Raw genomic sequence first — 25,894 nt, 5'->3', positions numbered from 1 at the left:
GGAGCGCTGGCTGTGCGAGCGCAGCGAGCATTGGGGGTCCGGGGTGAGAATCCCCCGGCGGGCCCCGCCGCGGCAGCGGTGGGGAGGTGAGCTACGGCGGAGCCGAAAGCGGGAAACAGCGGGGAGGTGAGCTACGGCGAAGCCGAAAGCGGGAAACAGCGGGGAGGTGAGCTACGGCGAAGCCGAAGGCGGGTTTCAGACTTCCAGGACGGCGGCCAGGGTGTCGCGGAAGTTGCGTTCGGCGGGGGTGATGAGCTCGCCGCCGAAGCCCAGGACGTCGCCGGACTTGGCGGCGCTGACGACCTGGTCGGCGAGGGTGATGAGCCAGTACCGGTAGGACTCGGCGTCGGCGTCGGTCGCCTTCGCGGCCAGCAGCGCGTGGGCGGCCTTGGCGCGCTCGATGACGTCGGCGATGCCCGCGGCGCGGTCGGGGAACTCGATGATCGGGGGCTCGACGCCACCGGCGAAGCCGCCCACGGCGTCCTCGTCGATGTCGCCCTGGCGGGCGACGACGTCGGCGGCGACCGTGCGGACCAGGTCGCTGGCGGAGTCGCGGCCGTCGGCGATGGCCGTCATGCCCGCCGTCCACTCCTCGCGGGTGCGGCGGGCGCCGTCCTGCTCGGCCTGGGACGCGGCGATCAGCACGGACTGGGGCAGGCCCACGAGGAGCCCCCACTCTTCGTCGGTGTACTTCGGCACGGTTTCCACGCAGAACAGCCTATCCAGGGTGGGCGGAGTTCGCCTTTCGGGTGATCGCGGTAAACCTGGAAACCCGCTCGCGCGTCGTAGGTGCGTGACGGCCGACGTGGGGACCACGCCATGGGACGGTAGGGCGGTGCTAGCAGAGCCCGCCCGGGACGCCGCGCGCGAGTGGAGCGCCGACGAGGCGGTCACCGCGCTGTTCTCGGCGCACTACCGCGGGCTCGTGCGGCTGGCGGTGCTGCTGTTGCACGACGAGCAGGCCGCCGAGGACGTGGTGCAGGACGCGTACGTGGGGCTGCACCGGCGCTGGTGGCGGCTGCGGGACGCGGACAAGGCGCTCGGCTACCTGCGCACGAGCGTCGTCAACGGGGCGCGGTCGGCGTTGCGGCACCGGGGGGTCGCCGACCGGTACGTGGCGGCGCGGCGGCAGGTCGACGAGCCGACGGTGGCCAGCGCGGAGACGGGGGCGCTGGCGCTGCTGCGGCACCGGGAGGTCCTGGAGGCGGTCCGTCGCCTGCCGGCGCGCCAGCGGGAGGCGATCGTGCTGCGGTACTACGCCGAGCTGTCGGAGGCCGAGATCGCCGACGCGATGGGGGTCAGCAAGGGGTCGGTGAAGAGCCATGCCGCCCGGGGCATGGCCGCCCTGCGGCTCGGTCTGGAGCAGGCACCATGAAGATGTCGCCGGAGGACCGGCTGCGGGCGGCGCTGCAGGCGCAGGTCGACACCGTCGAGGTGGCGCCGGACGCGTTGCCGCGCATCCGCGGCCGGATCGAGCAGCGGCGCCGGGGCGGCTGGGCGGTCCTCGCCGCGGCCGCGGCGGTCGCCGCCGTCATCGCCCTCGCGGTGGTGGTGTTCGTCCCCGAACGGGTGCCGGGGCCGGACGGGACGCAGGACCGGCTGCCGGCGGTGCCCGCGCCGACGCTTCCCTCGCAGCCGCCGCCCCCCACCGCGCAGCAGCCCGTGACGGTGCTGCTGCCGGTGTACTACGCCCGCAACGACCGGCTGGTGCGGGAGTTCCACGAGCTGCCGCTCCCGGTCGACGACGACGCGCACCGGGTGGCGGCGGCCGTCGGTGAGGCGTTGCGCGCCGGTACCGCCGCCGACCCCGACTATCTGTCGCTGTGGCCGGACTCGGTGACGGTGCGCGGGGTCGCCTTCGACGGCAGGGTCGTGGTCGTCGACCTGGCCGATGTGGGTGCGGGGCCACGGTCCGGCACGCCCGCGCTCGCGGTGCAGCAGCTGGTGTCGACGGTCGCCGCGGCGGCGTCGTACACGTCGGTGAAGCGGATCGACGGGGTGCGGATCACGGTGGACGGCTCGGCCGTGGCGAAGCTGTGGGGCGCGGTCGACACCAGCCGGCCGGTGAAGCAGCTGCCGCCGTCGGAGATCTACGCGCCGGTGTGGGTGATCGACCCGCAGCAGGGGCAGGTGGTCGGCAAGTCGTTCACCGTGCACCTGGCGGGGATCGTGCCGGAGGGCACCGTGCACCTGCGGATCCGCGGGGGAGTGGGCGGGGTCGAGCAGGTCGTCGTGGACCAGCCCGTGCAGCTGACGGCGGGCGCGCCCGCGGTCGGTGAGGCGAGGGTGCCGCTGACGCTCGCGACCGGCCGGTACACGATCGAGGCGTACTACGTCTCGATGGCGGACGGCAGCGTCCAGGGAGTGGACGACCACGAGTTCACGGTGGGGTGAACCGGCCGACCGTGCGGCGTGAGGCAGGACACGCCTGTCGTGATCGTGATTCCCCTTTCGCGGCCGGGCCTGCGAGAATTCGTGCCCGTGAAGACCTTTGACGAGTTGTTCGCCGAGCTGACCGCCAAGGCCGCCGCGGGCACCCCGGGCTCCGGCACGGTCGCCGCGCTGGAGAAGGGCGTCCATTTCATCGGCAAGAAGGTCGTCGAGGAGGCCGCCGAGAGCTGGATGGCCGCGGAGCACGAGGGTCGCGAGCGCACCGCCGAGGAGCTCTCACAGCTGCTGTACCAGGTGCAGTGCCTGATGCTGGCGACAGGGCTGTCGCTGGAGGACGTCTACCGACATCTGTAGGCCGGTAGCCGCGATCCCGTCCCTCCTGTCTTCGAAAGGCCCACCGATGCTGCGTATCGCCGTGCCCAACAAGGGCACCCTGTCCGGTCCCGCCGCCCAGATGCTCCAGGAGGCCGGCTACCGCCAGCGCTCCGACCCCAAGGACCTGCTGTGCCGTGACGAGGCCAACGACGTCGAGTTCTTCTACCTGCGCCCCCGTGACATCGCCACCTACGTCGGCTCCGGCGACCTGGACCTCGGCATCACCGGCCGCGACCTGCTGATCGACGCCGACAGCGGCGCCGAGGAGCTGCTCGACCTGGGCTTCGGGCGGGCCACGTTCCGCTTCGCCGGAGTGGCCGGCGCGATCGATGGCGACAAGCCCGCCGACCTGGCCGGGCTGCGGGTCGCGACCGCCTACCCGGGCGTGATGGAGCGCTACTTCGCCGAGCACGGCGTGACCGCCGAGGTCATCCGGCTCGACGGCGCCGTGGAGAACGCGATCCGCCTCGGCGTCGCCGACGTGATCGCCGACGTCGTCGAGACCGGGGCGACCCTGCGCCAGGCCGGGCTGGAGACCTTCGGCGAGCCGATCCTCAAGTCGTCGTCGGTACTGGTGCGCCGCAGCGGGACCGGTGAGCTGGCTCCCGCGGCGAAGCAGCTGCTGCGCCGCCTCCAGGGCGTCCTGGTGGCCCGCCGGTACGTGATGCTCGCCTACGACGTGCGCGCCGACGCGCTCGACGCGGCCGTGGCGCTGACCCCCGGCATCGAGTCGCCGACGGTGTCGCCGCTGCACCGCGAGGGCTGGGTCGCCGTGCAGGCGATGGTCCAGCGCGACGAGGTGCACCGGATCATGGACGAGCTGTACGAGGTGGGCGCCCGGGCCATCCTGGTGACCGGCATCCACGCGTGCCGGTTGTAGTCTCATCGGTGTGAGCAGCACCGTTCTCGCCCGTCCGCGGCGCGCCAGGATCCTTGCCTTCGTCCTCGCCGCCGTGGTCGTGGTGGTCTTCACGCTCATCGCGATGGGGCTGCACGGCAAGACCGGCGACGGCCCCGGCTATTTCCAGCGCGGTGACCAGGCCGCCATGATCGGCCTGGGGATCTGCGCCGCGCTCGCCATCCTGCTGATGGCCAGGCCCAAGGTCGAGGCCGACGAGACCGGGGTCCGGGTGCAGAACATCATCGGCTCCTACGACCTGCCGTGGGACGTGGTGCGCGCCGTCACGTTCGGCCGTGGCGCCCCGTGGCTCACCCTGGACCTGCACGACGACGAGCGGGTCTCGGTGATGGCGGTGCAGATCGCGGACAAGGACCACGCGGTCAAGGCGGCCCGCGGGCTGCGGGCCCTGCACGCGGCGTCGCTGACGAGCAGCGTGGTAGAGTAGCTGGAGTCGACCGCACGCCGCGTCCCGTAATGGAGCGAGGCGTGTTCGAAGCGGAGGTAAAACTCCCACCCGTGCAGCTCTGGGCAGCCGGGTCCCGGTCTGATCGCATGGCCTCGTTGCGGGGTGGTGTGGTCGAGTGGGCCCTCGCATGCGCGCTGCGCATCCGGGGGCTTTTCCGCTTCGGTCGGCACACCAGACAGCACCGATCGAGGAGGCCACATCAGCGTCGAGCCACGCGTCAACGAGCAGATCCGGGCACGTGAGGTCCGGCTGGTCGGCCCGGAGGGTGAGCAGGTGGGCATCGTCCCGCTCGAGCGCGCACTCCAGCTGGCCGCCGACGTGGACCTGGACCTGGTCGAAGTTGCGCCCATGGCACGCCCGCCCGTCTGCAAGCTCATGGACTTCGGCAAGTTCAAGTACGAGAGCGCGCTCAAGGCCCGGGAAGCCCGGCGTAACCAGCAGCAGACCGTCATCAAGGAGATGAAGCTCCGCCCGAAGATCGACCCGCACGACTACGAGACCAAAAAGGGTCACGTCATGCGGTTCCTGAAGCAGGGCGACAAGGTCAAGGTAACGATCATGTTCCGAGGCCGCGAGCAGAGCCGCCCGGAGCTGGGGTTCCGGCTGCTGCGCAAGCTCTCGGAGGAGATCTCGGAGCTGGGCTTCGTCGAGGCGTCCGCGAAGCAGGACGGCCGCAACATGATCATGGTCCTCGCGCCTCACCGCAACGTGAAGGCCGCGGCGACCGCTTCCCGTGAGGGTCGCGCTGAGGATTCCTCAGTGGACACCGGAGGGGACACCGCCGCGCCGGAGGGCGAAGCAGCCGTCCTGCCCGAGGTCGTCACCGCCGACCAGGGATAGAGCACCACCCGGCACCACTGCACCACACCACAACGACCGCGTCGTGCGGGCGGGACCCGCACAGCGGTCATCCCGGCCTGTGCGCCGGTGCGCCACGGCACCCTCTCGTTCCGACGGGGAGGGTGCCGGCTCTGGCGCGCCGCACATGAAGGGGCAACATCAGCCATGCCGAAGTTCAAACCGCACTCCGGGATGAAGAAGCGCGTCAAGATCACCGGTCGCGGCAAGTTCATCGCCGAGCCGGCCGGCAAGCGCCACCTGCTCGAGGTCAAGCCCAGCAAGCGGACCCGCCGGCTCAGCGGCACCGTCGAGCTCGCCAAGACCGAGACCACGCGCGTCAAGAAGATGCTCGGCCTCTAATCACGCGTACCGCAGCTCCCCCCTTTCCTGACTTTTCCGACCGGCCCGCATGACTCAGGGCCGGTCTCGCATGAGGAGTAACGAACCGTGGCACGCGTGAAGCGGGCAGTGAATGCCCAGAAGAAGCGCCGTACCGTTCTGGAGACCGCCAGCGGCTACCGCGGGCAGCGCTCGCGGCTGTACCGCAAGGCCAAGGAGCAGATGCTGCACTCGATGCAGTACGCCTACCGGGACCGGCGCGACCGCAAGGGTGACTTCCGCCAGCTCTGGATCACCCGTATCAACGCCGCCGCCCGCGCGAACGGCCTCACCTACAACCGCCTGATCCAGGGTCTGCGCCTGGCGGGCGTCGAGGTCGACCGCAAGATCCTCGCCGAGCTGGCCGTCAACGACGCGAAGGCGTTCAGCGGCCTGGTCGCGGTGGCGAAGACGGCCGTTGCCGCAGCCTGACGCAGTGCGAACTGGGCAACCCGGGGCGGTCTTCACCACACGGACCCCCCGGGTTGTCGCTGCCCGGCGGCTGCAGCGCCGCCGCGACCGGGACGAGACCGGCCGCTTCCTCGCCGAGGGCCCCCAGGCGGTCCGCGAGGCGCTCCGCTGCGGCGTCGCCGTCGAGGTGTACTGCACCGCCGACGCCCTCACCCGCCACGCCGCCCTCCTGGACGGGGCCCGGGTCAGCGTCGTCGACGACGAGGCCCTCGCCGCGCTCACCGAGACCGTCCAGCCGCAGGGCCTGGTCGCCGTCTGCACCCAGCGCGACGTCCCCCTCGCGGACGCGCTGCGCAAGAAGCCCCGGCTGGTCGCCGTCTGCGCCGACATCCGCGACCCCGGCAACGCCGGCACCGTCCTGCGCACCGCCGACGCCGCCGGCGCGACCGCGGTCGTGTTCGCGGGCGACAGCGTCGACCCGTACAACGGCAAGGCGGTGCGCTCCTCCGCGGGTAGCCTGTTCCACGTCGACGTGGTCCGGGCCCGCGACGCGGCCGCCACGGTCACCGCGCTGCGCGACGCCGGCCTGCGGGTCCTCGCCGCCGACGGTTACGGCGATTCGGACCTGTTCGAGCTGTCCGACCTGGAGCGGCCCACCGCGTGGCTGTTCGGATCCGAGGCGCACGGCCTCCGCGAGGAACTCAAGCACGCCGCCGACGCGCGCGTCAGGGTGCCCATCCTCGGCGGCGCCGAGAGCCTGAACCTGGCTGCGGCCGCCGCGGTGTGCCTGTACGCTTCGGCGAAAGCACTGAACGTGTCAAAGGAGTCGATGTGAGCACGCGCCTGTTTATCTGGCCCGCCGGTGACGGTGGGCGGGCAGGACGTCGCACCTCCTGACACCTTCCCACGGCCGGCGGGCGCCCTTCTCTACACTGTCCGGGGCCTGTAATGGGGCCAACCTCCCGTGGGAAGAGTCCGATGACGTACCGCAATGATCCGTATGACCCGAAGCAGGCGATGCTGCTCGCCCAGGACGCCCTGGACGACGCCGTGGCAAGCGCTGACAAGGCATTCGCCGGCGCGAGCGACCTCGACGCCCTCGCCGCGCTGAAGTCGCAGCACCTCGGCGACCGCGCCCCGATCTCCCTCGCCCGCCGCGAGATCGGCTCGCTGCCACCGGCGGCCAAGGCCGACGCGGGCAAGCGCGTCAACGAGGCCCGCGTCGCGGTGCAGGCGGCGTTCGACGCCCGGCTCGCCGCCCTGACCGCGGAGCGCGAGGAGCGCGTCCTGGTGGAGGAGACGGTCGACGTCACCCTCCCGACCGGCCGCCGCCCCCGCGGCGCCCAGCACCCGCTGACCAAGATCATGGAGCGGGTCGGCGACCTGTTCGTCGGCATGGGCTACGAGATCGCCGAAGGCCCCGAGGCCGAGTGGGAGTGGTACAACTTCGACGCCCTCAACATGCACCCGGACCACCCGGCGCGCTCGATGATGGACACGTTCTTCGTCGCCGCCGGCGGCGCGGGCCCCGACCACACCCATGAGGTCGCCAAGGACGTCGACTCGCGGATCGTGCTGCGCACGCACACGTCACCCGTGCAGGCGCGGACGATGACGACCAGCAAGCCGCCGATCTACATCGTCTGCCCGGGGCGGGTGTACCGCACCGACGAGCTCGACGCGACCCACACGCCCGTGTTCCACCAGGTCGAGGGCCTCGTGATCGACAAGGGCATCACGATGGCGCACCTGAAGGGCACCCTCGACCACTTCGTCAAGGGACTGTTCGGCCCGGGCACGGAGACCCGCCTGCGGCCGTCCTACTTCCCGTTCGTCGAGCCCGGCGCCGAGATCGACATGTGGTTCCCGCACCACCGTGACGGCGCCCGCTGGGTCGAGTGGGGCGGCTGCGGCATGGTCAACCCGCGGGTGCTGCGCGCCTGCGGCATCGACCCCGACGAGTACTCCGGGTTCGCGTTCGGCATGGGCATCGAGCGGGCGCTGATGTTCCGCAACGCGGCCGCCGACATGCGGGACATGGTTGAGGGCGACGTGCGCTACGCGCGGGCGTTCGGATGGGAGGCCTGAGATGCGCGTACCCCTGTCATGGCTGCGTGAGCACGTCGACCTGCCGGCGGACCTGACCGCCGACGGCCTGGAGAAGGCCCTCGTCAAGGTCGGCCTCGAGGTCGAGGAGATGACCGACGCCGGCGCGTCCGTCGAGGGTCCCCTCGTCGTCGGCCGGGTCGAGTCGATCGAGGAGCTGCAGGGGCTGAAGAAGCCCATCCGGTACTGCCTCGTCGACGTCGGCAACCCCGAGCCGCAGGGCATCATCTGCGGCGCCCGCAACTTCGCCGAGGGCGACCTCGTCGTCGTCGCGCTGCCCGGGGCGGTCCTGCCCGGCGGGTTCGCGATCGCCGCCCGCAAGACGTACGGACACATCTCCAACGGCATGATCTGCTCCGCCCGCGAGCTCGGCGTCTCCGACGAGCACGAGGGCATCATCGTGCTGCCCGCCGGCACCGCGGCGCCCGGCGCCGAGGCCCGGCCGATCGTGGGGCTGGACGACATCGTCGTCGAGGTCAACGTCACCCCGGACCGCGGCTACTGCTTCTCCGTGCGCGGCCTCGCCCGGGAGCTGTCGCACTCCCTCGGCGGCGCGTACCGCGACCCGGTCGCGGCGATCGTGCCGATCGAGGGCGACGGCACCGACGCGTACCGCATCGACGTGCGCGACAGCGTCGCCTGCGACCGGTTCACCGCCGTCGCGGTCCGCGGTGTCGACCCGGCCGCGCCGACCCCGCAGTGGATGAAGTCCCGCCTCGCCGTCGCCGGCGTCCGGTCCATCTCGCTGCCCGTCGACATCACCAACTACCTGATGCTCGAGACCGGCCAGCCGATGCACGCGTGGGACCTGGAGCGGCTCACCGGCGCCCTCGTCGTGCGGCGCGCCGCCGCGGGGGAGACGCTGACGACGCTCGACGGCGTCAAGCGGGCCCTCGACCCGCAGGACATCGTCATCGCCGACGACTCCGGTGTCGTGTCGCTCGCCGCCGTCATGGGCGGCAGCACCACCGAGGTGTCGGCGACGACCGTCGACGTGCTCCTCGAGGCCGCGCACTGGGACCCGCTGTCGGTCGCCCGCACGATCCGCCGGCACAAGCTGCCCAGCGAGGCCGGCAAGCGCTACGAGCGGGGCGTCGACCCGCAGATCACCGCCGCCGCATGCGCGCGGGCCGCGGCGCTGCTCGCCGAGCACGGCGGCGGCACCGTCGACCAGCGGGTCACCGACGTCTACGCGGTCACGCCGCCGGCGCCGGTCACGATGGCCCTCACCCGGCCGTCGGAGCTCGCCGGCATCGACTACACGCCCGAGCGGGTCGTCGAGGTGCTGACGATGATCGGCGCCGCGGTCGAGGTCGAGGACGGGCGCGCGGTCGTGACCCCGCCGAGCTGGCGGCTCGACCTCGTCGACCCGGCCGACCTGGTCGAGGAGGTGCTGCGCCTCGACGGGTACGACCGGATCCCCAGCGTCCTGCCGATCGCGCCGCCCGGCGCGGGCCTGTCCGTCACGCAGCGCCGCCGCCGCACCGTCGGCCGCGCCCTCGCCGACGCCGGGTTCGTCGAGTCGCTGTGCTACCCGTTCGTCGGCGAGGCAACCCTCGACGCGCTGCGGATCCCGGCCGGCGACCCCCGCCGCGACATGGTGCTGCTGCGCAACCCGCTCTCCGAGGAGGAGCCGGGGATGCGCACGACGCTGCTGCCGCCGCTGCTGGGCGCGCTGCGCCGCAACCTCGGCCGCGGCCTGCGGGACGTCGCGCTGTTCGAGCTCGGCACCGTCTTCCTGCCCGGCGGACCCGTCCAGGTCGCGCCGGCCGCGGGCGTCGACGGGCCGCCGCCGGCCGAGGAGCTGCGGGCCGCGGAGGCGCTGCTGCCGCACCAGCCGTGGCACGTCGCCGCCGTCATCGCCGGTGACGCCGACCCGGCGGGCTGGTGGGGCGCGGGCCGCCCCGCCGACTGGGCCGACGCCGTCGAGGCCGCCCGGATCACCGCCGAGGCGGCCGGGGTGACGATCACCGTCAAGGCCGCCACTGGATCCGCGGCGGTCGCGCCGTGGCACCCGGGCCGCTGCGCCGCGCTGCTCGTCGGCGACGCCGTCGTCGGGCACGCCGGCGAGCTGCACCCGGCGGTCTGCGCCGACCTCGACCTGCCCCGCCGCACCGTGGCGATGGAGCTCGACCTCGACGCGCTGCCGCTGCCGGACGTGGCCACCGCGCCGCGGCTGTCGGGCTTCCCGACGGCGCTGCTCGACGTGGCGCTCGTCGTGGACGCCGCGACCCCGACCGGCGACGTGGAGGCCGCGCTCACCGACGGAGCGGGTGCGCTGCTCGAATCGGTGCGGCTCTTCGACGTGTACGAGAGCGAGCAGCTCGGCGAGGGACGCAAGTCCCTGGCGTACAAGCTGACGTTCCGCGCCCCGGACCGCACGCTCACCGGCGAGGAGGCCCTCGCAGCCCGCGACGCCGCCGTCGCCGTCGCCGCCGACCGCTTCGGCGCGACCCTCAGGGGCGCGTGACCGCAGACGCGCGGCGTGACCGCCCGGGCGGCGCGCCTGCCGGAGGTGACCCTCCGCACAGCCGAACACGGGCGGCCGCATCGGACAGATGCGGCCGCCCGAACGGTTGGTCACAACGGTCGAGGCCCCTGCCAGGCGACGGTCAGATATCGGACCGAGCGATATTTCCGCTGGCGGGAAAGGCGGGGGAAAGGTGTGGGGCGGGACGCTTCACCCTGAACGGGTCGGGAGCCGCAAGTGCAGAAGTGGTACCGTCACGGCGCCGAGCCATCCTCCGTCTTGTCACGTGGCGTGAGGTCATCCTGAAGGCTCGGCCCGCGCCAAGCGCCGGCTTCGATCTCGGCTCTCCTGGAGGGGCAGCGCGTGTCAGACGATAGTGCATCGGCAGGTTTCACGACCGACGTCGTGATCATCGGAGGTTGCGGCCGGGTCGGACTGCCGCTCGGCATCGCCATGGCCTCCCGCGGCCTGCAGGTCACCCTGTACGACATCAACGCCGCCGCGGTCGCGGTGGTGAACGACGGACGGCTGCCGTTCGACGAGGAGGGCGCGGCCGAGCCGCTCGCCACCGCCGTCAAGGAGGGCAGGCTCACCGCCAGCACCGACCCGGCGACCGTCGCGTCGGCCGAGCACCTCGTCGTGATCGTCGGCACGCCCGTCGACGAGCACCTCAACCCCAACATCGGCGCGGTCCCCGCGGCGATCGAACGCTGCGCCGAATACCTGCGCGACGGCCAGCTCATCGTCCTGCGCAGCACCGTGCACCCCGGCGTCACCGCCCTCACCGAGAAGCTCATCACGCGCCTCGGCGTGCAGGCCGACGTGGCCTTCTGCCCCGAGCGCATCGCCGAGGGCAAGGCGATGACCGAGCTGTTCGAGCTGCCGCAGATCGTCGCCGCCCGCAACCCCGCGGCGATGGAGCGGGCCGAGAAGCTGTTCCGCAACCTGGCGAGCGACATCGTGCGGCTCGAGCCCGAGGAGGCCGAGCTCGCGAAGCTGTTCACCAACACGTGGCGGTACATCAAGTTCGCCGCCGCCAACCAGTTCTGGATGATGTCCAACGACTTCGGCCTGGACTTCGAGCGGATCCGGCACGCCATCCGCTTCCAGTACCCGCGCGCCAACGACATGCCGGGCGCCGGTTTCGCCGCGGGTCCGTGCCTGCTCAAGGACACGATGCAGCTGGCGGCGTTCACCAACAACACGTTCGTCCTCGGCCACAGCGCCATGCTGATCAACGAGGGACTGCCGCTGTACGTCGTGTCGAAGCTGCAGGAGCGCTTCGACCTGTCGGAGATGACGGTCGGCATCCTCGGCATGGCGTTCAAGGGCGGCAGCGACGACATCCGCGAGTCCCTGGCCTACAAGCTGCGCAAGGTCGTCATGCTGAAGGCGAAGGAGACCCTCTGCAGCGACCCGTACGTCAAGGACGACCGGTTCGTGTCGCAGGACGAGGTCCTCGCCAAGGCCGACCTGCTGATCATCGCCGCGCCGCACCCCGAGTACCGCGACCTGCAGACCGACATCCCGGTCGCGGACATGTGGGGCATCACCAACAAGGGCGTGCGGGTATGACCGGACCGGAGCGCAGCGGAGGTCTGGGCATACAGTGTCGCAGCGACCGGTCAGGCAGGCGCCGTAGCGTAGCGGAGGTGCCTGCATGACTCTTACGCCGCAGGTTTCTGTGGTCATCCCCGTGTACAACGAGGGCGAGGCGATCGTGCCCTGCCTCGAACGGATCCTCCGCGCCGTGCTCATGCCGGCCGAGGTCCTCGTCGTGCACGACATGCCGGAGGACACCACCGTGCCCTTCGCGCACAGCGTCGCCGCCCGCGACCCCCGCGTCCGCACCGTGCTGAACACGTACGGCCGCGGCCCGGCGAACGCGATCCGCTTCGGCATCGACGTCGCCCGCGCCCCGGTCGCCGTCGTCACGATGGCCGACGGCTCCGACGACCCGCGCCAGATCGAGGACCTCGCCCGGCTCGTCGAGCGTGGCGTGGTCGTCGCGGCCGCGTCCCGGTACATGCCCGGCGGGCAGCAGGTCGGCGGCCCCCGGTTCAAGCGGGCGCTGTCCCGCGGCGCCGGCCGGACCCTGTACATGTTCGCCCGCGTCGGCACCCGCGACGCGACCAACAGCTTCAAGGCGTACTCGACGGCGTACGTCCGGCAGGTCGGCATCGAGAGCAAGACCGGGTTCGAGATCGGCATCGAGCTGACCGCGAAGGCGGCGCGGCTGCGGCTGCCCGTCGCGGAGATCCCGACGATCTGGCTCGACCGCCAGCTCGGCGAGTCCCGCTTCGACGTCGGCCGGTTCCTGCCCAGCTACCTGAAGTGGTACCGGTTCGCGTTCGGCCGCAGGCTCACCATGGAACAGCTCGCGAAGCGTCCGGCGTCGTCCGCGGCCCGCGACGACGCGCAGGCGGCCCGCGCGGCGTCCACGGTGGCCCCCGCCGAGGTCCGCGACACCTTTTCCAGCAATCACGAAGCAGTTCAGAACTAAGGAGTGTCTGTGCCAAAGGTCCTGGTCACCGGCTCGGCCGGCTTCATCGGTGGTTATGTCGTCGAGGAGCTGCTGTCCCGCGGCTACCAGGTGGTCGGCCTGGACAACTACTCGAAGTACGGTCCGGTCACCCGTAGCTACGACTCCCACCCCGACTACCGGTTCGTCGAGGGCGACGCGCGCGACGTCGACCTCGTCACGGAGCTGCTCGACGGTTGCGACCACTTCATCGCCGGCGCGGCGATGATCGGTGGCATCTCCTACTTCCACGCCTACGCCTACGACCTGCTCGCCACCAACGAGCGGATCATGGCCTCCTCCTGCGACGCGGCCATCAAGGCGCACCGCGACGGCAACCTCAAGAAGATGACCTACCTGTCGTCGTCGATGGTCTTCGAGTCGACCACGCACTGGCCGTCGAAGGAGGGCGACGAGCGTCTCGTGCCGCCGCCGCTGTCGTCGTACGGCTTCCAGAAGCTCGCCGTCGAGTACTACGCGAAGGCGGCCTGGGACCAGTACAAGCTGCCCTACTCGATCGTCCGGCCGTTCAACTGCGTCGGCGTCGGCGAGGGCCGCGCGCTCGGCGAGGTCGAGGTCCTGTCCGGCAACGTGAAGCTCGCCATGTCGCACGTCGTGCCCGACCTGGTGCAGAAGATCGTGAAGGGCCAGGACCCGCTGCACATCCTCGGCACCGGCGAGCAGGTCCGCCACTACACCTACGGCGGCGACCTCGCCAAGGGCATCATCGCCGTCATGGAGCATGACGACGCCCTCAACCAGGACTTCAACATCTCCACCGCCGAGTCGACCACGGTGCTGGAGCTCGCCGAGGTGATCTGGAAGAAGATCAAGGGCGACGGCGTGCCGTTCAGCGTCGTGTCCGACGACCCGTACGAGTACGACGTGCAGAAGCGCGTCCCGGACGTGTCGAAGGCCAAGGAGGTCCTCGGCTACGAGGCGACCACCTCGCTCGACGAGATGCTCGACGAGGTCATCCCGTGGGTGGCCCAGGCCGTGGCCGACGGCAAGCTGTAGGTTCCGCTCCCGCTCGGTTTTCCGGCGGGCCGGCTGTTAATGCGGCGGGCGCCTCGCACTGCGGTGCGGGGCGCCCGTTCGTTTGACCCGGTGTGAACGCTGTCCGCTGGGCCCTGCCGCTGTTCTTCGCCGCCGGCCTGCTCCGCGGCGGGTTCAACAGCGTCTGGGCCGAGGACGGGCAGGAGTTCCTCACCGACGCGTTGAGCCTGCCCTGGTACGAACCCTTCGCGACGCCCTTCAACGGCTACTTCCACACCGTGGCCCGCGGGTGCTTCGCCGTCATCGCCCTCTTCCCCGTCTCCTGGGCCGCGGCGCTCAACGCCACCTTCGCCGCCGCCCTCACCGCGCTGCTGGCCACCGCCGTGTTCGCCGCCGCCCGGGACCGCTTGGGGGCCGGCGCCGGGGACCGTCTGGGGGCCGGTGCCCGGGACCGTCTGGGGGCCGGCGCCTGGGTCGTCGCCGGGGCCGCCGCCGTGCCGGTGGGGTACGTGCCGAACACCCTCGCGCAGCTGCAGTTCCCCCTCGTGTACGCGGGACTGTGGATGCTGCTGTGGTCACCGTCGCGGACCTTCCCGCGGGTGGTCGCGTACACCCTGCCGGCCCTCGCGGTGCTCAACTCGATCCTCGGGCTGCTGCTCGTGCCGGTGGCGCTGCTGCGGCTCGGGCTCCGCCGGGACCGGGACGCGCTGCTGCGGGCCGGTGCCCTGCTGCCCGGTGCGGCGCTGCAGCTCGTGCCGCTGCTGGCGGGCGGGTCCCGGCGGGACGTGGGGGAGCGGCCCGACCTGGACCCGGTCTCCGTCGCCGGCACCTACCTGCGCTGGGGCGTGCCGCGCTCGTTCCTCGGCTTCCTCGACGCCTTCGACGACGCATGGCTCTCGCACCGTGCCGTCGTGCTGCTCGGCCTGGCGGTCCCCGCCGCCTGCGTCGCGCTCGCGCTGCTGCGCCAGACCCGGCCGCAGTGGCGGCTCGCGGCGCTCCTGGCCGGGTTCGCCGCGTTCGCGGGCGCGTTCCAGCTCGCCGTGCACGGCGCCCCCGAGGGCCGGTACCTGGTGCTGATCACGCTGCCCAACATCGCCGCGGCCGTAGCTCTGACACTCCCCGGCGATCGTCCGGACGGCCGGTTCGGGGCCGTCCCGTTTGTCGCGTTGGCGACACTCGTGGCGGCGGTGAGCGTCGCCGGTCTGCGACCGGGCGGCTACACCGACGGCCTCCCGCGCTGGGACACCACCGTGTCGTACGCCCGCGCCCAATGCCAAGCGGAGCCCCGTTTGCGGAGGGTGACGGTCCATACCGCACAGTGGCCGGTCCTCGGCTGGGAGGCCGTCCTGCCCTGCGACCGGCTCCGCTGACGGTGTTCAACATCGCGACGCCTGGACGCTCACCCGCGTTGGGCAGCCGTTGCGGCGGCGTGGCGTTCGGGAGAGACTCGGCGTCGTGGTGGAACAGTGGTGGTGAGCACCTGGCCGGTTGTACCGTTCGGCCGCGCCGATCTCCTGGCGCACGCCCGCGAGCGCCTTGCGGGCGGCGGTGGCGTGCTGCTCTACGGCCCCGCGGGCATCGGTAAGTCCACCATCCTCGACGCCATCGCGGGCGCCGAGACCGACGCGCTCGTGCTGCGCGCCGCCGCCGCGGAGGCCGAGGCGGACCTGCCGTACCTGGCGCTCGTCGACCTCTTCGACGGCGCGCCCGACGCCGCCGAGCACCTGCCCGCGCACCTGCGGGCCGCCCTCGACGGCGCCCTGCTGCGCAGCGCCCTGCCCGCGACCCCGCACGACCAGCTCGCCGTGCGCCTCGCCGTGCTCGAGCTCCTGCGCGCCCTCGCCGCCGACCGCACCCTGCTCCTCGTCCTCGACGACGTCCAGTGGATCGACGAGCCGAGCGCCGAGGTCCTCCGGTTCGTCGCCCGCCGGCTCGGCGATGCACCCGTGCGCATCCTCGCCGCCGAGCGGATCACCGACGGCGACCGCCCCACCCGCCTCGACCTGTGCCCACCGCCGGGCACGACGCTGCTGGTGCCGCCGCTGCCGGAGAGCGACGTCGCCGACCTGCTCCGGGCCAGGTTCGGCGCCGAGGCCGGACGCGCGCACCTGCACCGGATCTACGAGGCCAGCGCCGGCAACCCGCTGTACGCCGTCGAGCTCGGCCGCGCGCTCGGCGTGGCACCGGTGCCGACCACCGACCCGCTGCCCGTGCCCGACCGTCTCCGCTCGCTGCTGGCCGCGCGGCTCGCGGCGCTGCCCGCCCCGGACTGGCCCGCGCTGCTGGTCGTCGCGGCCGCCGCCCGTCCCAGCCTCGCCCTCCTGCAGCGGTGCGGCCTCGCCGAGCACCACCTCGACGCGGCGTTGGCGTCGTCGGTGCTGGATGCCGACGCCGACGGAGCGATCCGGTTCAGCCACCCGCTGCTGCGCGAGATGGTGTACGCCGACGCGACCGCCGCCGCCCGCCGCGAGGCCCACGAACGCCTTGCCGACACCGTCTCCGACCCGGTCGACCGGGCCCGGCACCTCGCCGCCGCCCGGCCCGAACCCGACGAGGCCCTCGCGGAGTGCCTCGCCGACGCGGCGTCCGCGGCGCGCCTCCGCGGTGCCCCGGCCGTCGCCGCCGACCTCGCGGCCCTCGCGGCCGACCGCACACCGCGCGACACCCCCGGCGTCGGCGCGGTCCGCCGGCTGAGCGCCGCGCAGTACGCGTATGCCGCCGGATCGCCCGCCGCCGCCCGCCGGCACGCGACCGCCGCGCTGCGCGACGCCGCCGACCGCCGCACCCGCATCGGCGCCCGGCTCCTGCTCGTCGAGATGTCCGGCGAGGACCACTCCAACTCCGGCCCGCTGCTGGACGCCGCCTTCGTCGAGGCCGTCGACGCCCCCGACCTGCTCGCCCACGTCCGTCTGTACAAAGGCGTCAAGGCCTACTACGACGGCGACGGCGAAGGAGCCCTCGCCGAGCTCAAGCGCGCCGAGGAGGCCGCCGAGCTGTGCGGTGACATGGAGCGGCTCGTCGAGGTGCTCAGCTGGAAGGGCAACATCCTGCTCGGCACCCAGGGCGACGAATACCTGGAACGCGCCGGCAAGCTCGCCCGCGGCCTCTCCCTGACCCCGGCGACCGTCGCCGCCCGGCAGGTCGCCGCGATGAGCCGCCTCTTCAAGGGCGAGACCGGCGAGGCCGTCCGCCGCATCGAGGCCCTGCGCATCGCCGTCGAACGGGCCGGCACCGTCCGCGACCTCGCCTCCGTCCTCGTGTCCGTCGCCGGCGTCTACTGGCGCGCCGGCCGCTGCGCCGACGCCGTCGCCGCCGGCCGCGAATGCGTCCGCCTCTACGTCGACGTCGAGACCACCCCCGGCCCCGGCTACCTCGTGGCCGCCCTCGCCGAGAGCGGCGGCGGCACCGCCACGGCCGCCGCCGGCTACGCCGAACGCGGCCTCGCGGCCTGCCTCGCCGCCGGCGACGAGGACTGGATCAAGCTCGCCTACGCCGCCTCCGGCCTCGTGCACATGCTGCGCGGCGACCCGGTCGCGGCCGCCGAGACGTTGCGCGAGGCGTACGCCCTCGACCAGCGCCTCGGCCGCCTCGACCCCGGCATCCTTCCCTGGCACGCCGACTTCATCGAGGCCCTCGTCGGCGCCGGCGCCCGGGCCGAGGCCGCCGAGGTGCTCGAGGAGGTGTACAAGCACGCCCGGCACCTGGACCGCACCGTCGTCTTCCTCGGCCTGGCCCGCGCCCGCGCCGTCCTCACCGCCGCCACCGGCGAGGCCCGCGAGGGCGCCGAGGCGCTGCACCAGGCGATCGAGGAGTGGCAGGACCACCCGTACCCGCTGGAGGTCGCGCGGGCGTACTACACGCTGGGCGGCCTCGAACGCCGGGCCCACCGCCGCGGCGCCGCCCGGGCCGCCCTCTCCGAGGCCGTCCGCCGTTACGCGGCCGCCGAGGCACACCCCTGGCGCGAGGTCGCCGCCGCCGACCTGGCCCGCCTCGACGGCGGCCGCGGCGCAGGCCTCTCCGAGACCGAACGCCGCATCGTGGAACTCGTCCGCGCCGGCGCCACGAACCGCGAGATCGCCCGCGCCCTCTTCCTGTCGATCAAGGCCGTCGAGGCGAACCTGACCCGCCTGTACCGCCGCCTGAACGTCCGCAACCGCGCCCAACTGGCCCGCGTCCTAGACCCTGAATAGCGCTGTGCTTCCGCCCCACCGCTGGCGCGGCGGGTCCCGGCGGGGATTCTCACCCGCACCCCAATGCGCCGCTGCGCGGCGCACAGCCGCGCGTGCCGCGCTGGCTGGGATCGCGCGTGCGCGCCGCATCCGGTGGTCGGCCGCCGTCGTCGCACCCATCGGGCCCGTGCTGGAGTGCGGAGCGCGTGGCCAGTCGACTCTGCCGGGGCCACCAGGGCACGACGGCCGTGGACCGCTCGACCCGCGTGATCGCTCGACCGGGCAGCGCCGAGGTTTGCTTCCTGTGTTCGCGCGCGTGAAGGCGGGACGGGTTGTGGTGGGTTGGCGGGCTGGGAGGCGAAAGCGGTGGTCGGGTCGGCGAGCGGTTACGGGACCCGTGATGGCCGCTGCGTTCCGGTCTCCAGCATCCTAACTCCATCCACCTAATTGACCTTGGGTGGTGCAGTCAGAGGGCTACGCAGTGTATCAGTTGAAGGGAATGCCGAGGCGGGAGTGACGGGGTCCGCAATCTGCTTGAAACCAACGCATGCATAGAGATACAGTTGGACGCATGGGAATACGAGTCGCTGTTGCGGGGGCTTCAGGGTATGCGGGTGGGGAGTTGCTGCGGCTGATCGCCGGGCATCCGCATCTCGACCTGGGGGTGGCAACCGGGTTTGCGCAGGCAGGGTCGAAGGTTGGAGCGGTGCACCCGCACGTGCGGTCGCTGCGTGATGTCGTCTTGGCGCCGACCGAGGCCGGGGTGCTCGCCGAGTCCGGCGCCGACCTCGTGTTCCTGGCGCTGCCGCACGGGGAGTCCGCGGCGCTCGCGGCGCAGCTGCCGGAGTCGGTGAAGGTGGTCGACATCGGCGCGGACTTCCGGCTCGCGGCGGCCACCGACTGGACGAGGTACTACCCCGGCGAGCACGCCGGGACGTGGACGTACGGGCTGCCGGAGCTGCCCGGGCAGCGGGAGCGGATCACGGCGTCCAGCCGGGTCGCCAACACCGGCTGCTACGCGGTGTCGGTGGTCCTCGCGCTCGCGCCGCTGATCGCCGCGGGTGTCGCCGGCCCCGAGGACGTCGTGGTGGTCGCGGCGTCGGGGACGTCGGGGGCGGGCCGGTCCGCGAAGGTGCACCTGCTGGCGTCCGAGGTGATGGGGTCGCTGTCGCCGTACAAGGTGGGGGCGCACCAGCACGTGCCGGAGATCAAGCAGGCGACCGGGGCGACGTCGCTGTCGATGACGCCGGTCCTGGCGCCGATGCCGCGGGGCATCCTGGCGACGGTGACGGCGAAGGCGAAGACCACCGCGGACCCCGCCGAGGTGCTCCGGCAGGCGTACGAGGGGGAGCAGTTCGTCCAGGTGCTGCCGGAAGGGCAGTGGCCGCACACGGCGTCGACGTTCGGGAGCAACGCCGCGCACCTGCAGGCGACCGTGGACGTCGACAGCGGCAGGATCATCGTGGTCTCGGCGATCGACAACCTCGTCAAGGGTGCCGCGGGCCAGGCCGTACAGAATGCGAATCTGATGCTCGGGCTGCCTGAGGGTGCCGGGCTCACCGCCGATGGGATCGCGCCATGAGTGTCACCGCACCGAAGGGTTTCCGGGCCGCCGGGGTCGCCGCCGGCATCAAGGCCACCGCCGGAGCGCTGGACGTGGCGCTCGTCGTCAACGACGGGCCGGACTGGACGGCGGCGGCCGTGTTCACCGGCAACAGGATCAAAGCGGCGCCGGTGCTGTGGAGCCAGCAGGTCCTGCGGGCCGGCATCGTGCGGGCCGTCATCCTCAACTCCGGCGGCGCCAACGCGTGCACCGGGCCGTCGGGCTTCCAGGACACGCACGCGACCGCCGAGCACACCGCGGCCGTGCTGTCGGGGCGGGCGTCGCGGTTCCCGGTCGGGGCCGGCGACGTCGCGGTCTGCTCGACCGGCCTGATCGGTGAGCGGCTGCCGTTGAAGAAGCTGCTGTCCGGCGTCGACGCGGCCGCCCGTGGGCTGGCCCGCGACGGCGGGGCGGACGCCGCGAAGGCCATCATGACGACCGACACCGTGCCGAAGACGGCCGCCCGCAACGGGCAGGGGTTCACCGTCGGCGGGATGGCCAAGGGCGCCGGCATGCTCGCGCCGGGGCTCGCCACGATGCTCGTGGTGCTGACCACCGACGCCGTGGCCGACGCGGACGTGCTCGACGCGGCCCTCAGAGCCGCGACCAGGGTCTCGTTCGACCGGATCGACTCCGACGGCTGCATGTCGACCAACGACACGGTGCTGCTGATGGCCAGCGGCGCCGCCGGGATCCAGCCGACCCAGGAGGAGCTGGCCGAGGCGGTCACCGCGGTCTGCAAGGACCTCGCCGCGCAGCTGGTCGCCGACGCGGAGGGCGCGACGAAGGAGATCGCGATCGAGGTCACCGGCGCGGCGAGCGAGGACGACGCGGTCGAGGTCGGCCGGTCGATCGCCCGCAACAACCTGGTGAAGACCGCGTTCTTCGGCAACGACCCCAACTGGGGCCGGATCCTGGCCGCGATCGGCACCACGGAGGCCGCGTTCGAGGCCGACGAGGTCGACGTCGCCATCAACGGCGTGTGGATCTGCAAGGGCGGGGCGGCCGGCGAGGACCGCTCCAAGGTGGACCTCAGCGCCCGCGAGGTCACGGTCACCGTCGACCTGCACGCGGGTGCGGCGGCGGCCACGGTACTGACCAACGACCTGTCCATGGGCTACGTGCACGAGAACTCGGCGTACTCGTCATGACGGCGAAGGCGAACGTCGTGACGGCGACGGCGAAGGCGAACGTCTCATGAACGGGCGGAACCTCGGCATCGCGCTGGGCAAGGCGAACACCCTCATCGAGGCGCTGCCCTGGCTGGAGCGGTTCTCCGGCTCGACCGTCGTCGTCAAGTACGGCGGCAACGCCATGCTCGACAACGAGCTGAAGCGCGCGTTCGCCGCCGACATGGTGTTCCTGCGCCACGTCGGCATCAAGCCGGTCGTCGTGCACGGCGGCGGCCCGCAGATCTCGGCGATGCTCAAACGGCTCGGCATCACCAGCGAGTTCAAGGGCGGCCTGCGCGTCACCACCCCCGAGACCGCCGACGTGGTCCGGATGGTGCTCGTCGGGCAGGTCGGCCGGGAGCTCGTCGGTCTCATCAACGAGCACGGCCCGCACGCCGTCGGCATGTCCGGCGAGGACGCGGGCCTGTTCACCGCGGTGCGCCGGCCCGCGATCGTCGACGGCTCGCCGGTCGACATCGGCCAGGTCGGCGACGTCGAGCACGTCAACGTCGGCGCCGTCGCCGACCTCATCGCCGCCGGGCGGATCCCGGTCGTGTCGACGGTCGCGCCCGACGCCGACGGGGTGCTGCACAACCTCAACGCCGACACCGCCGCCGGGGCGCTCGCCATCGCGCTCAAGGCCCGCAAGCTCGTGGTGCTCACCGACGTGGAGGGCCTCTACGCCCGCTACCCGGACCCGGAGTCGCTGATCTCGCAGCTGACCGCGGACGAGCTCACCGAGCTGCTGCCGACGCTCGAGTCGGGGATGGTGCCGAAGATGGAGGCGTGCCTGCGCGCCGTCAAGGGCGGCGTGCCCGCCGCGCACGTCGTCGACGGCAGGGTGCCCCACTCCCTGCTGCTGGAAGTCTTCACATCGGAAGGGTTCGGGACCATGGTGGTGAGCTCATGAGCGGGCCGGAGCGGAGCGGAGTGGCCGCGAATCGGTATTGCGGGCTTCAGTCAGGCCGGCGCCGGAGCGCAGCGGAGGTGACGGCATGACGCTGGTGCAGCGGTTCGAGGCGTCGGTGATGAACACGTACGGGCCGCCGTCGCTGGGACTCGTCAGCGGCAGCGGATCCGTCGTCGTCGACGAGGCCGGACGGTCCTATGTGGACCTGCTCGGCGGGATCGCGGTCAACCTGCTCGGCCACGCCCACCCCGCGGTCGTCGCCGCCGTGACGCAGCAGATCGCCACGCTCGGCCACGTGTCCAACCTGTTCGCGTCGCCGCCGGTCGTCGCCCTCGCCGAGCGGCTCCTGGACCTCGGCGGCCGGCCGGGCGCGGTGTTCTTCGGCAACTCCGGCGCCGAGGCCAACGAGGCCGCGTTCAAGCTGTCCCGCCGCACCGGCCGCACGAAGATCGTGGCCGCGCAGGCAGGGTTCCACGGCCGCACCATGGGCGCGCTCGCGCTCACCGGGCAGCCCGCGAAGCAGGAGCCGTTCCGCCCGCTCCCTGGCGAGGTCGTGCACGTCCCGTACGGTGACGTCGCCGCGCTCGAGGCGGCAGTCGACGGAGACACGGCGATGGTGCTGCTCGAGCCGATCCAGGGCGAGTCCGGGGTCGTGGTCCCGCCCGCCGGCTACCTCACCGCCGCGCGGGAGGTCACCGCCCGGCACGGCGCGCTGCTCGCCCTCGACGAGGTGCAGACCGGCATCGGCCGGACCGGGCACTGGTTCGCCCACCAGGCCGAGGGTGTGCGCCCCGACGTCGTCACCCTCGCGAAGGGTCTCGGCGGCGGGCTGCCGCTCGGCGCGATGATCGCGTTCGACGGCGCCGCCACCCTGCTCGGCCCCGGCCAGCACGCCTCCACGTTCGGCGGCAACCCGGTCTGCTGCGCCGCCGCCCTCGCGGTCCTCGACACCATCGAGTCCGAGCAACTCCTCGAGCACGTCAAGCAGCTCAGCGAGCGCATCCGCCGCGGCGTCGAGGCCATCGAGAGCCCGCTGGTCAGGGAGGTCCGCGGGGCGGGGCTGCTGCTCGGCATCGTCCTCAACGGGCCGGCCGCCGGCGCGCTCGCCGCCGTGCTGCGCGACGCGGGGTTCCTCGCCCAGGCGGCGCAGCCGGACGTGCTGCGCATCGCGCCGCCGCTCATCCTGACCGACGAGCAGGCCGACGCGTTCCTCGCCGCGCTCGGCCCGGCCCTGGACGCGGTGCGGGCCTGATGCCTCGTCATCTGCTCAGGGACGACGACCTGACCACGGCCGAGCAGGCGGAGATCCTCGACCTGGCCGCGGCGATGAAGGCCGACCGGCACGGGTTCAAGCCCTTCGCCGGTCCGCGGTCCGTCGCCGTCATCTTCGAGAAGCAGTCGCTGCGGACGCGGGTCTCGTTCGAGGTCGGCATCGCCGAGCTCGGCGGCACCCCGCTCATCATCGACGCGGTCAGCACCCATTTCGGCCGGGGCGAGGAGATCGGCGACGCGGCGAAGGTCCTGTCGCGGTACGTGTCGGCGATCGTCATCCGGTCCAATGTGGACGCCCGCGTGGCGGAGCTGGCCGAGCACGCGACGGTGCCGGTCGTCAACGCGCTCACCGACGGTTTCCACCCGTGTCAGCTGCTCGCGGATCTTCTGACGGTACGGGAGCGCCTCGGCTCGACGGAGGGCCGGACCCTCACGTACCTCGGCGACACCGCGAACAACATGGCAAACTCCTACGCGCTCGCCGGGGTCACCGCCGGCATGCGGGTGCGCCTGAGCGGCCCGGCCGGCTTCGAGCCCGACGCGTCCATTGTGGACGCCGCGCGCCGGCGGGGCAGCGTCGAATGGGTGCCGGACCCTGCGGAGGCCGTGAAGGACGCGGACGTCGTCGTCACGGACACGTGGACGTCGATGGGTCAGGAGGGCGACGGGCTCGACCGGATCACGCCCTTCCGCCCCTACCAGGTGAACGCGGAGCTCCTCGCGAACGCCCATGCCGAGGCTATCGTGCTGCACTGCCTGCCCGCGCACCGTGGCGACGAAATCACCTCCGAGGTGATGGACGGCCCGCAGAGCGCGATCTGGGACGAGGCCGAGAACCGGTTGCACGCCCAGAAGGCGCTGCTGGCCTGGCTGCTGGACCATTCGTGAGCGGCGCGGAGGGCGACCGCCGCGGCGCGGCCGGGGCGACGTCATGAGCGTTCCCGTCTCGAAGGCCGCGCGGCACGACCGGATCGCGTCGCTGATCCGCGGGTCGGCGGTGCGGTCGCAGACGGAGCTCGCGGAGCTGCTGGCCGCGGACGGGATCCAGGTGACGCAGGCGACGCTGTCGCGGGACCTCGAGGAGCTGCGGGCCGTCAAGGTCCGCGGCGAGTACCTCATCCCCGAGGACGGCGAGCGGGCGCTGCGCCCGGCGGAGGAGGCCCCGACCCGGCTGATCCGGCTGCTGCGGGAGCTGCTCACCGGCGCCGACAGCTCCGGCAACCTCGTCGTCCTGCGCACCCCGCCGGGCGCCGCGCAGTTCCTCGCCAGCGCCATCGACCGCACCGGGCTGCCCGACATCGTCGGCACCATCGCCGGCGACGACACCATCATGGTCGTCGCCCGGCAGGGGCCCGACCCGCTCGGGCAGCCGACCGCCGGAGAGCTGCTCGCGGCGAAACTCACCGAATGGGCCCATCTCGACGGCCCGTCGAAATAACGCGATCTTGCACATGGAAGGATCGTCGCGTGGCAACTTCGTCTTCTGAGTCCCCGACCCGTCTCTGGGGCGGCCGGTTCGCGGGCGGGCCCGCCGAGGCCCTCGCCCGGCTGTCGGTGAGCGTGCAGTTCGACTGGCGGCTGGCGCCCTACGATCTGGCCGGGTCGCGGGCGCACGCGCGGGTCCTCGCCCGGGCCGGGCTGCTCGACGCCGACGAGCTCGGCCGGATGCTCGCCGCGCTCGACGACCTGGAGTCGGCGTGCGCCGCCGGCGAGTTCCGGCCCACGGTCGACGACGAGGACGTGCACACCGCCCTCGAGCGGGGTCTGCTGGAGCGCCTCGGCGCGCTCGGCGGGAAGCTGCGCGCCGGCCGGTCCCGCAACGACCAGGTCGCCACCGACCTGCGGCTGTACCTGCGTGACCACGCCCGCGGCGTCGCCGCCCGGATCGTGGAGCTCGCCGACGCGCTCGTCGAGCAGGCCGCCCGGCACGTCGACACGCCCGCGCCCGGGTTCACGCACCTCCAGCCGGCGCAGCCGATCGCGTTCGGCCACCAGCTGCTCGCGCACGTGCAGTCGCTGCTGCGCGACCTCGACCGGCTCCGCGACTGGGACGCGCGCGCCTCGGTCAGCCCGCTCGGCGCCGGCGCTCTCGCCGGGTCGTCGCTGCCGCTGGACCCGACGCAGGTGGCGAAGGAGCTCGGGTTCGCGAGCGCCGCGGCCAACTCGATCGACGCCGTCTCCGACCGGGACTTCGTCGCGGAGTTCCTGTTCGTCGCGGCCCTCACCGGCGTGCACCTGTCGCGGCTCGGTGAGGAGGTCGTGCTGTGGACGACCCCCGCGTTCGGCTGGGTGCAGCTCGACGACGCGTTCGCGACCGGGTCGTCGATCATGCCGCAGAAGAAGAACCCCGACATCGCCGAGCTCGCCCGCGGCAAGTCCGGCCGGCTCATCGGCGGTCTCACCGGTGTCCTGGCGATGCTCAAGGGCCTGCCGCTGGCGTACGACCGGGACCTGCAGGAGGACAAGGAGCCGGTGTTCGACGCGGTCGACACCCTGGAGCTGGTCCTGCCCGCGATGGCCGGGATGGTCTCCACGATGACGGTCCGGGTCGACCGGCTCGCCGAGCAGGCGCCCGTCGGCTACACCCTGGCCACCGAGGTCGCCGAGTGGCTCGTCCGGCAGGGCGTGGCGTTCCGCGACGCGCACGAGATCACGGGCAAGCTCGTCGTGCTCGCCGCGGCCCGCGACGTCGGCCTCGACGAGGTCTCCGACGAGGACCTGCAGGCCGTCAGCCCGCACCTGACGCCCGCGGTCCGCGAGGTGTTCTCCGTCCCCGGCGCCCTGGCGGCGCGCACCACGCCCGGGTCGACTGGCCCCGGGCCGGTCGCCGACCAGCTCGCGGTCGCCGGTGGCAAGCTCGACAGTTGGCGGTCCTGGGCGGCGGAGACGGTGCTACCGTCCGAATGATGCGGG

The 25,894-nt window shown here is 72.7% G+C and carries 24 protein-coding genes; 23 read left to right on the top strand and 1 reads right to left on the bottom strand.

The annotated features are described in order from the left end of the window. Nucleotides 1–195 precede the first annotated feature (195 nt). Nucleotides 196–708 carry a hypothetical protein gene (locus tag AB0I21_RS43160; protein WP_360569516.1) on the bottom strand — a complete coding sequence of 171 codons (513 nt, stop codon included), beginning with the start codon at nt 706–708 and terminating at the stop codon, nt 196–198. Between the two features lie 127 nt (nt 709–835). Between AB0I21_RS43160 and AB0I21_RS43155 the strand changes: the two genes are divergently transcribed. The 23 genes from AB0I21_RS43155 (at nt 836) to argH (ending at nt 25,888) form a co-directional block, all read left to right on the top strand. Further along, complete coding sequence (locus AB0I21_RS43155; protein WP_360569514.1) at nt 836–1,375, top strand: SigE family RNA polymerase sigma factor; 540 nt, start codon at nt 836–838, stop codon at nt 1,373–1,375. Next, complete coding sequence (locus AB0I21_RS43150; RefSeq protein WP_360569512.1) at nt 1,372–2,394, top strand: Gmad2 immunoglobulin-like domain-containing protein; 1,023 nt, start codon at nt 1,372–1,374, stop codon at nt 2,392–2,394. Before AB0I21_RS43155 ends, AB0I21_RS43150 begins: the two co-directional genes overlap by 4 nt. Nucleotides 2,395–2,475: 81 nt before the next feature. Beyond that, entirely contained in the window at nt 2,476–2,745 is a 270-nt protein-coding gene (locus tag AB0I21_RS43145; RefSeq protein ID WP_239136318.1) for a phosphoribosyl-ATP diphosphatase, read from the top strand. 46 nt (nt 2,746–2,791) lie between these two features. After that, a complete protein-coding gene (hisG, locus tag AB0I21_RS43140) occupies nt 2,792–3,646 on the top strand; it encodes an ATP phosphoribosyltransferase (protein WP_360569510.1) in 855 nt (284 codons plus the stop codon). Nucleotides 3,647–3,656: 10 nt separating this feature from the next. Beyond that, nucleotides 3,657–4,112 carry a PH domain-containing protein gene (locus AB0I21_RS43135; protein WP_360569508.1) on the top strand — a complete coding sequence of 152 codons (456 nt, stop codon included), beginning with the start codon at nt 3,657–3,659 and terminating at the stop codon, nt 4,110–4,112. Between the two features lie 219 nt (nt 4,113–4,331). Further along, nucleotides 4,332–4,973: a translation initiation factor IF-3 gene (gene infC / locus AB0I21_RS43130; protein ID WP_360569526.1), complete on the top strand. Its 642-nt coding sequence runs from the start codon at nt 4,332–4,334 to the stop codon at nt 4,971–4,973. Nucleotides 4,974–5,138: 165 nt separating this feature from the next. Then, a complete protein-coding gene (gene rpmI, locus AB0I21_RS43125; RefSeq protein ID WP_360569506.1) occupies nt 5,139–5,333 on the top strand; it encodes a 50S ribosomal protein L35 in 195 nt (64 codons plus the stop codon). A gap of 87 nt (nt 5,334–5,420) precedes the next feature. Further along, nucleotides 5,421–5,783, top strand: coding sequence for a 50S ribosomal protein L20 (gene rplT / locus AB0I21_RS43120; protein ID WP_344503591.1), 363 nt, complete (start codon nt 5,421–5,423; stop codon nt 5,781–5,783). Between the two features lie 4 nt (nt 5,784–5,787). Next, nucleotides 5,788–6,597 carry an RNA methyltransferase gene (locus AB0I21_RS43115; protein ID WP_360569503.1) on the top strand — a complete coding sequence of 270 codons (810 nt, stop codon included), beginning with the start codon at nt 5,788–5,790 and terminating at the stop codon, nt 6,595–6,597. Between the two features lie 143 nt (nt 6,598–6,740). Further along, entirely contained in the window at nt 6,741–7,850 is a 1,110-nt protein-coding gene (pheS, locus tag AB0I21_RS43110; protein ID WP_360569501.1) for a phenylalanine--tRNA ligase subunit alpha, read from the top strand. Between the two features lies 1 nt (nt 7,851). Further along, nucleotides 7,852–10,338, top strand: a complete 2,487-nt coding sequence (pheT, locus tag AB0I21_RS43105; protein ID WP_360569499.1) for a phenylalanine--tRNA ligase subunit beta — start codon at nt 7,852–7,854, stop codon at nt 10,336–10,338. Between the two features lie 405 nt (nt 10,339–10,743). Further along, nucleotides 10,744–11,913: a nucleotide sugar dehydrogenase gene (locus AB0I21_RS43100; protein ID WP_360569497.1), complete on the top strand. Its 1,170-nt coding sequence runs from the start codon at nt 10,744–10,746 to the stop codon at nt 11,911–11,913. Between the two features lie 85 nt (nt 11,914–11,998). After that, nucleotides 11,999–12,841, top strand: coding sequence for a glycosyltransferase family 2 protein (locus AB0I21_RS43095; RefSeq protein WP_360569495.1), 843 nt, complete (start codon nt 11,999–12,001; stop codon nt 12,839–12,841). 9 nt (nt 12,842–12,850) lie between these two features. Next, on the top strand, nt 12,851–13,876 hold the full coding sequence (locus AB0I21_RS43090; RefSeq protein WP_360569493.1) for an NAD-dependent epimerase/dehydratase family protein: 1,026 nt from the start codon (nt 12,851–12,853) through the stop codon (nt 13,874–13,876). 92 nt (nt 13,877–13,968) lie between these two features. After that, nucleotides 13,969–15,225, top strand: coding sequence for a hypothetical protein (locus tag AB0I21_RS43085; protein ID WP_360569491.1), 1,257 nt, complete (start codon nt 13,969–13,971; stop codon nt 15,223–15,225). A 102-nt stretch (nt 15,226–15,327) separates the two neighbouring features. Next, nucleotides 15,328–18,045: an AAA family ATPase gene (locus AB0I21_RS43080; protein WP_360569489.1), complete on the top strand. Its 2,718-nt coding sequence runs from the start codon at nt 15,328–15,330 to the stop codon at nt 18,043–18,045. Between the two features lie 550 nt (nt 18,046–18,595). Next, on the top strand, nt 18,596–19,606 hold the full coding sequence (gene argC, locus AB0I21_RS43075) for an N-acetyl-gamma-glutamyl-phosphate reductase (RefSeq protein WP_360569487.1): 1,011 nt from the start codon (nt 18,596–18,598) through the stop codon (nt 19,604–19,606). Next, the gene (gene argJ, locus AB0I21_RS43070) at nt 19,603–20,778 is read left to right on the top strand and encodes a bifunctional glutamate N-acetyltransferase/amino-acid acetyltransferase ArgJ (protein ID WP_360569485.1); all 1,176 of its coding nucleotides are present in this window, start codon (nt 19,603–19,605) and stop codon (nt 20,776–20,778) included. Before argC ends, argJ begins: the two co-directional genes overlap by 4 nt. Nucleotides 20,779–20,824: 46 nt before the next feature. Continuing rightward, the gene (gene argB, locus AB0I21_RS43065; RefSeq protein ID WP_360569483.1) at nt 20,825–21,709 is read left to right on the top strand and encodes an acetylglutamate kinase; all 885 of its coding nucleotides are present in this window, start codon (nt 20,825–20,827) and stop codon (nt 21,707–21,709) included. A gap of 85 nt (nt 21,710–21,794) precedes the next feature. After that, complete coding sequence (locus AB0I21_RS43060; RefSeq protein ID WP_360569481.1) at nt 21,795–22,961, top strand: acetylornithine transaminase; 1,167 nt, start codon at nt 21,795–21,797, stop codon at nt 22,959–22,961. Next, the gene (gene argF, locus AB0I21_RS43055; RefSeq protein ID WP_360569479.1) at nt 22,961–23,869 is read left to right on the top strand and encodes an ornithine carbamoyltransferase; all 909 of its coding nucleotides are present in this window, start codon (nt 22,961–22,963) and stop codon (nt 23,867–23,869) included. The genes AB0I21_RS43060 and argF overlap by 1 nt, the downstream gene beginning before the upstream one ends. Before the next feature lie 43 nt (nt 23,870–23,912). Further along, nucleotides 23,913–24,419, top strand: coding sequence for an arginine repressor (locus AB0I21_RS43050; RefSeq protein ID WP_344503606.1), 507 nt, complete (start codon nt 23,913–23,915; stop codon nt 24,417–24,419). A gap of 29 nt (nt 24,420–24,448) precedes the next feature. Then, the gene (gene argH / locus AB0I21_RS43045; RefSeq protein ID WP_360569477.1) at nt 24,449–25,888 is read left to right on the top strand and encodes an argininosuccinate lyase; all 1,440 of its coding nucleotides are present in this window, start codon (nt 24,449–24,451) and stop codon (nt 25,886–25,888) included. Nucleotides 25,889–25,894: the final 6 nt, after the last annotated feature.

This window comes from Dactylosporangium sp. NPDC050588, from assembly GCF_040654975.1.
GTDB classification, from domain to species: Bacteria; Actinomycetota; Actinomycetes; order Mycobacteriales; family Micromonosporaceae; genus Dactylosporangium; species Dactylosporangium maewongense.
Note: the sequence above shows the minus strand (reverse complement) of the source record. Positions and strands in the feature narration are given on the sequence as shown.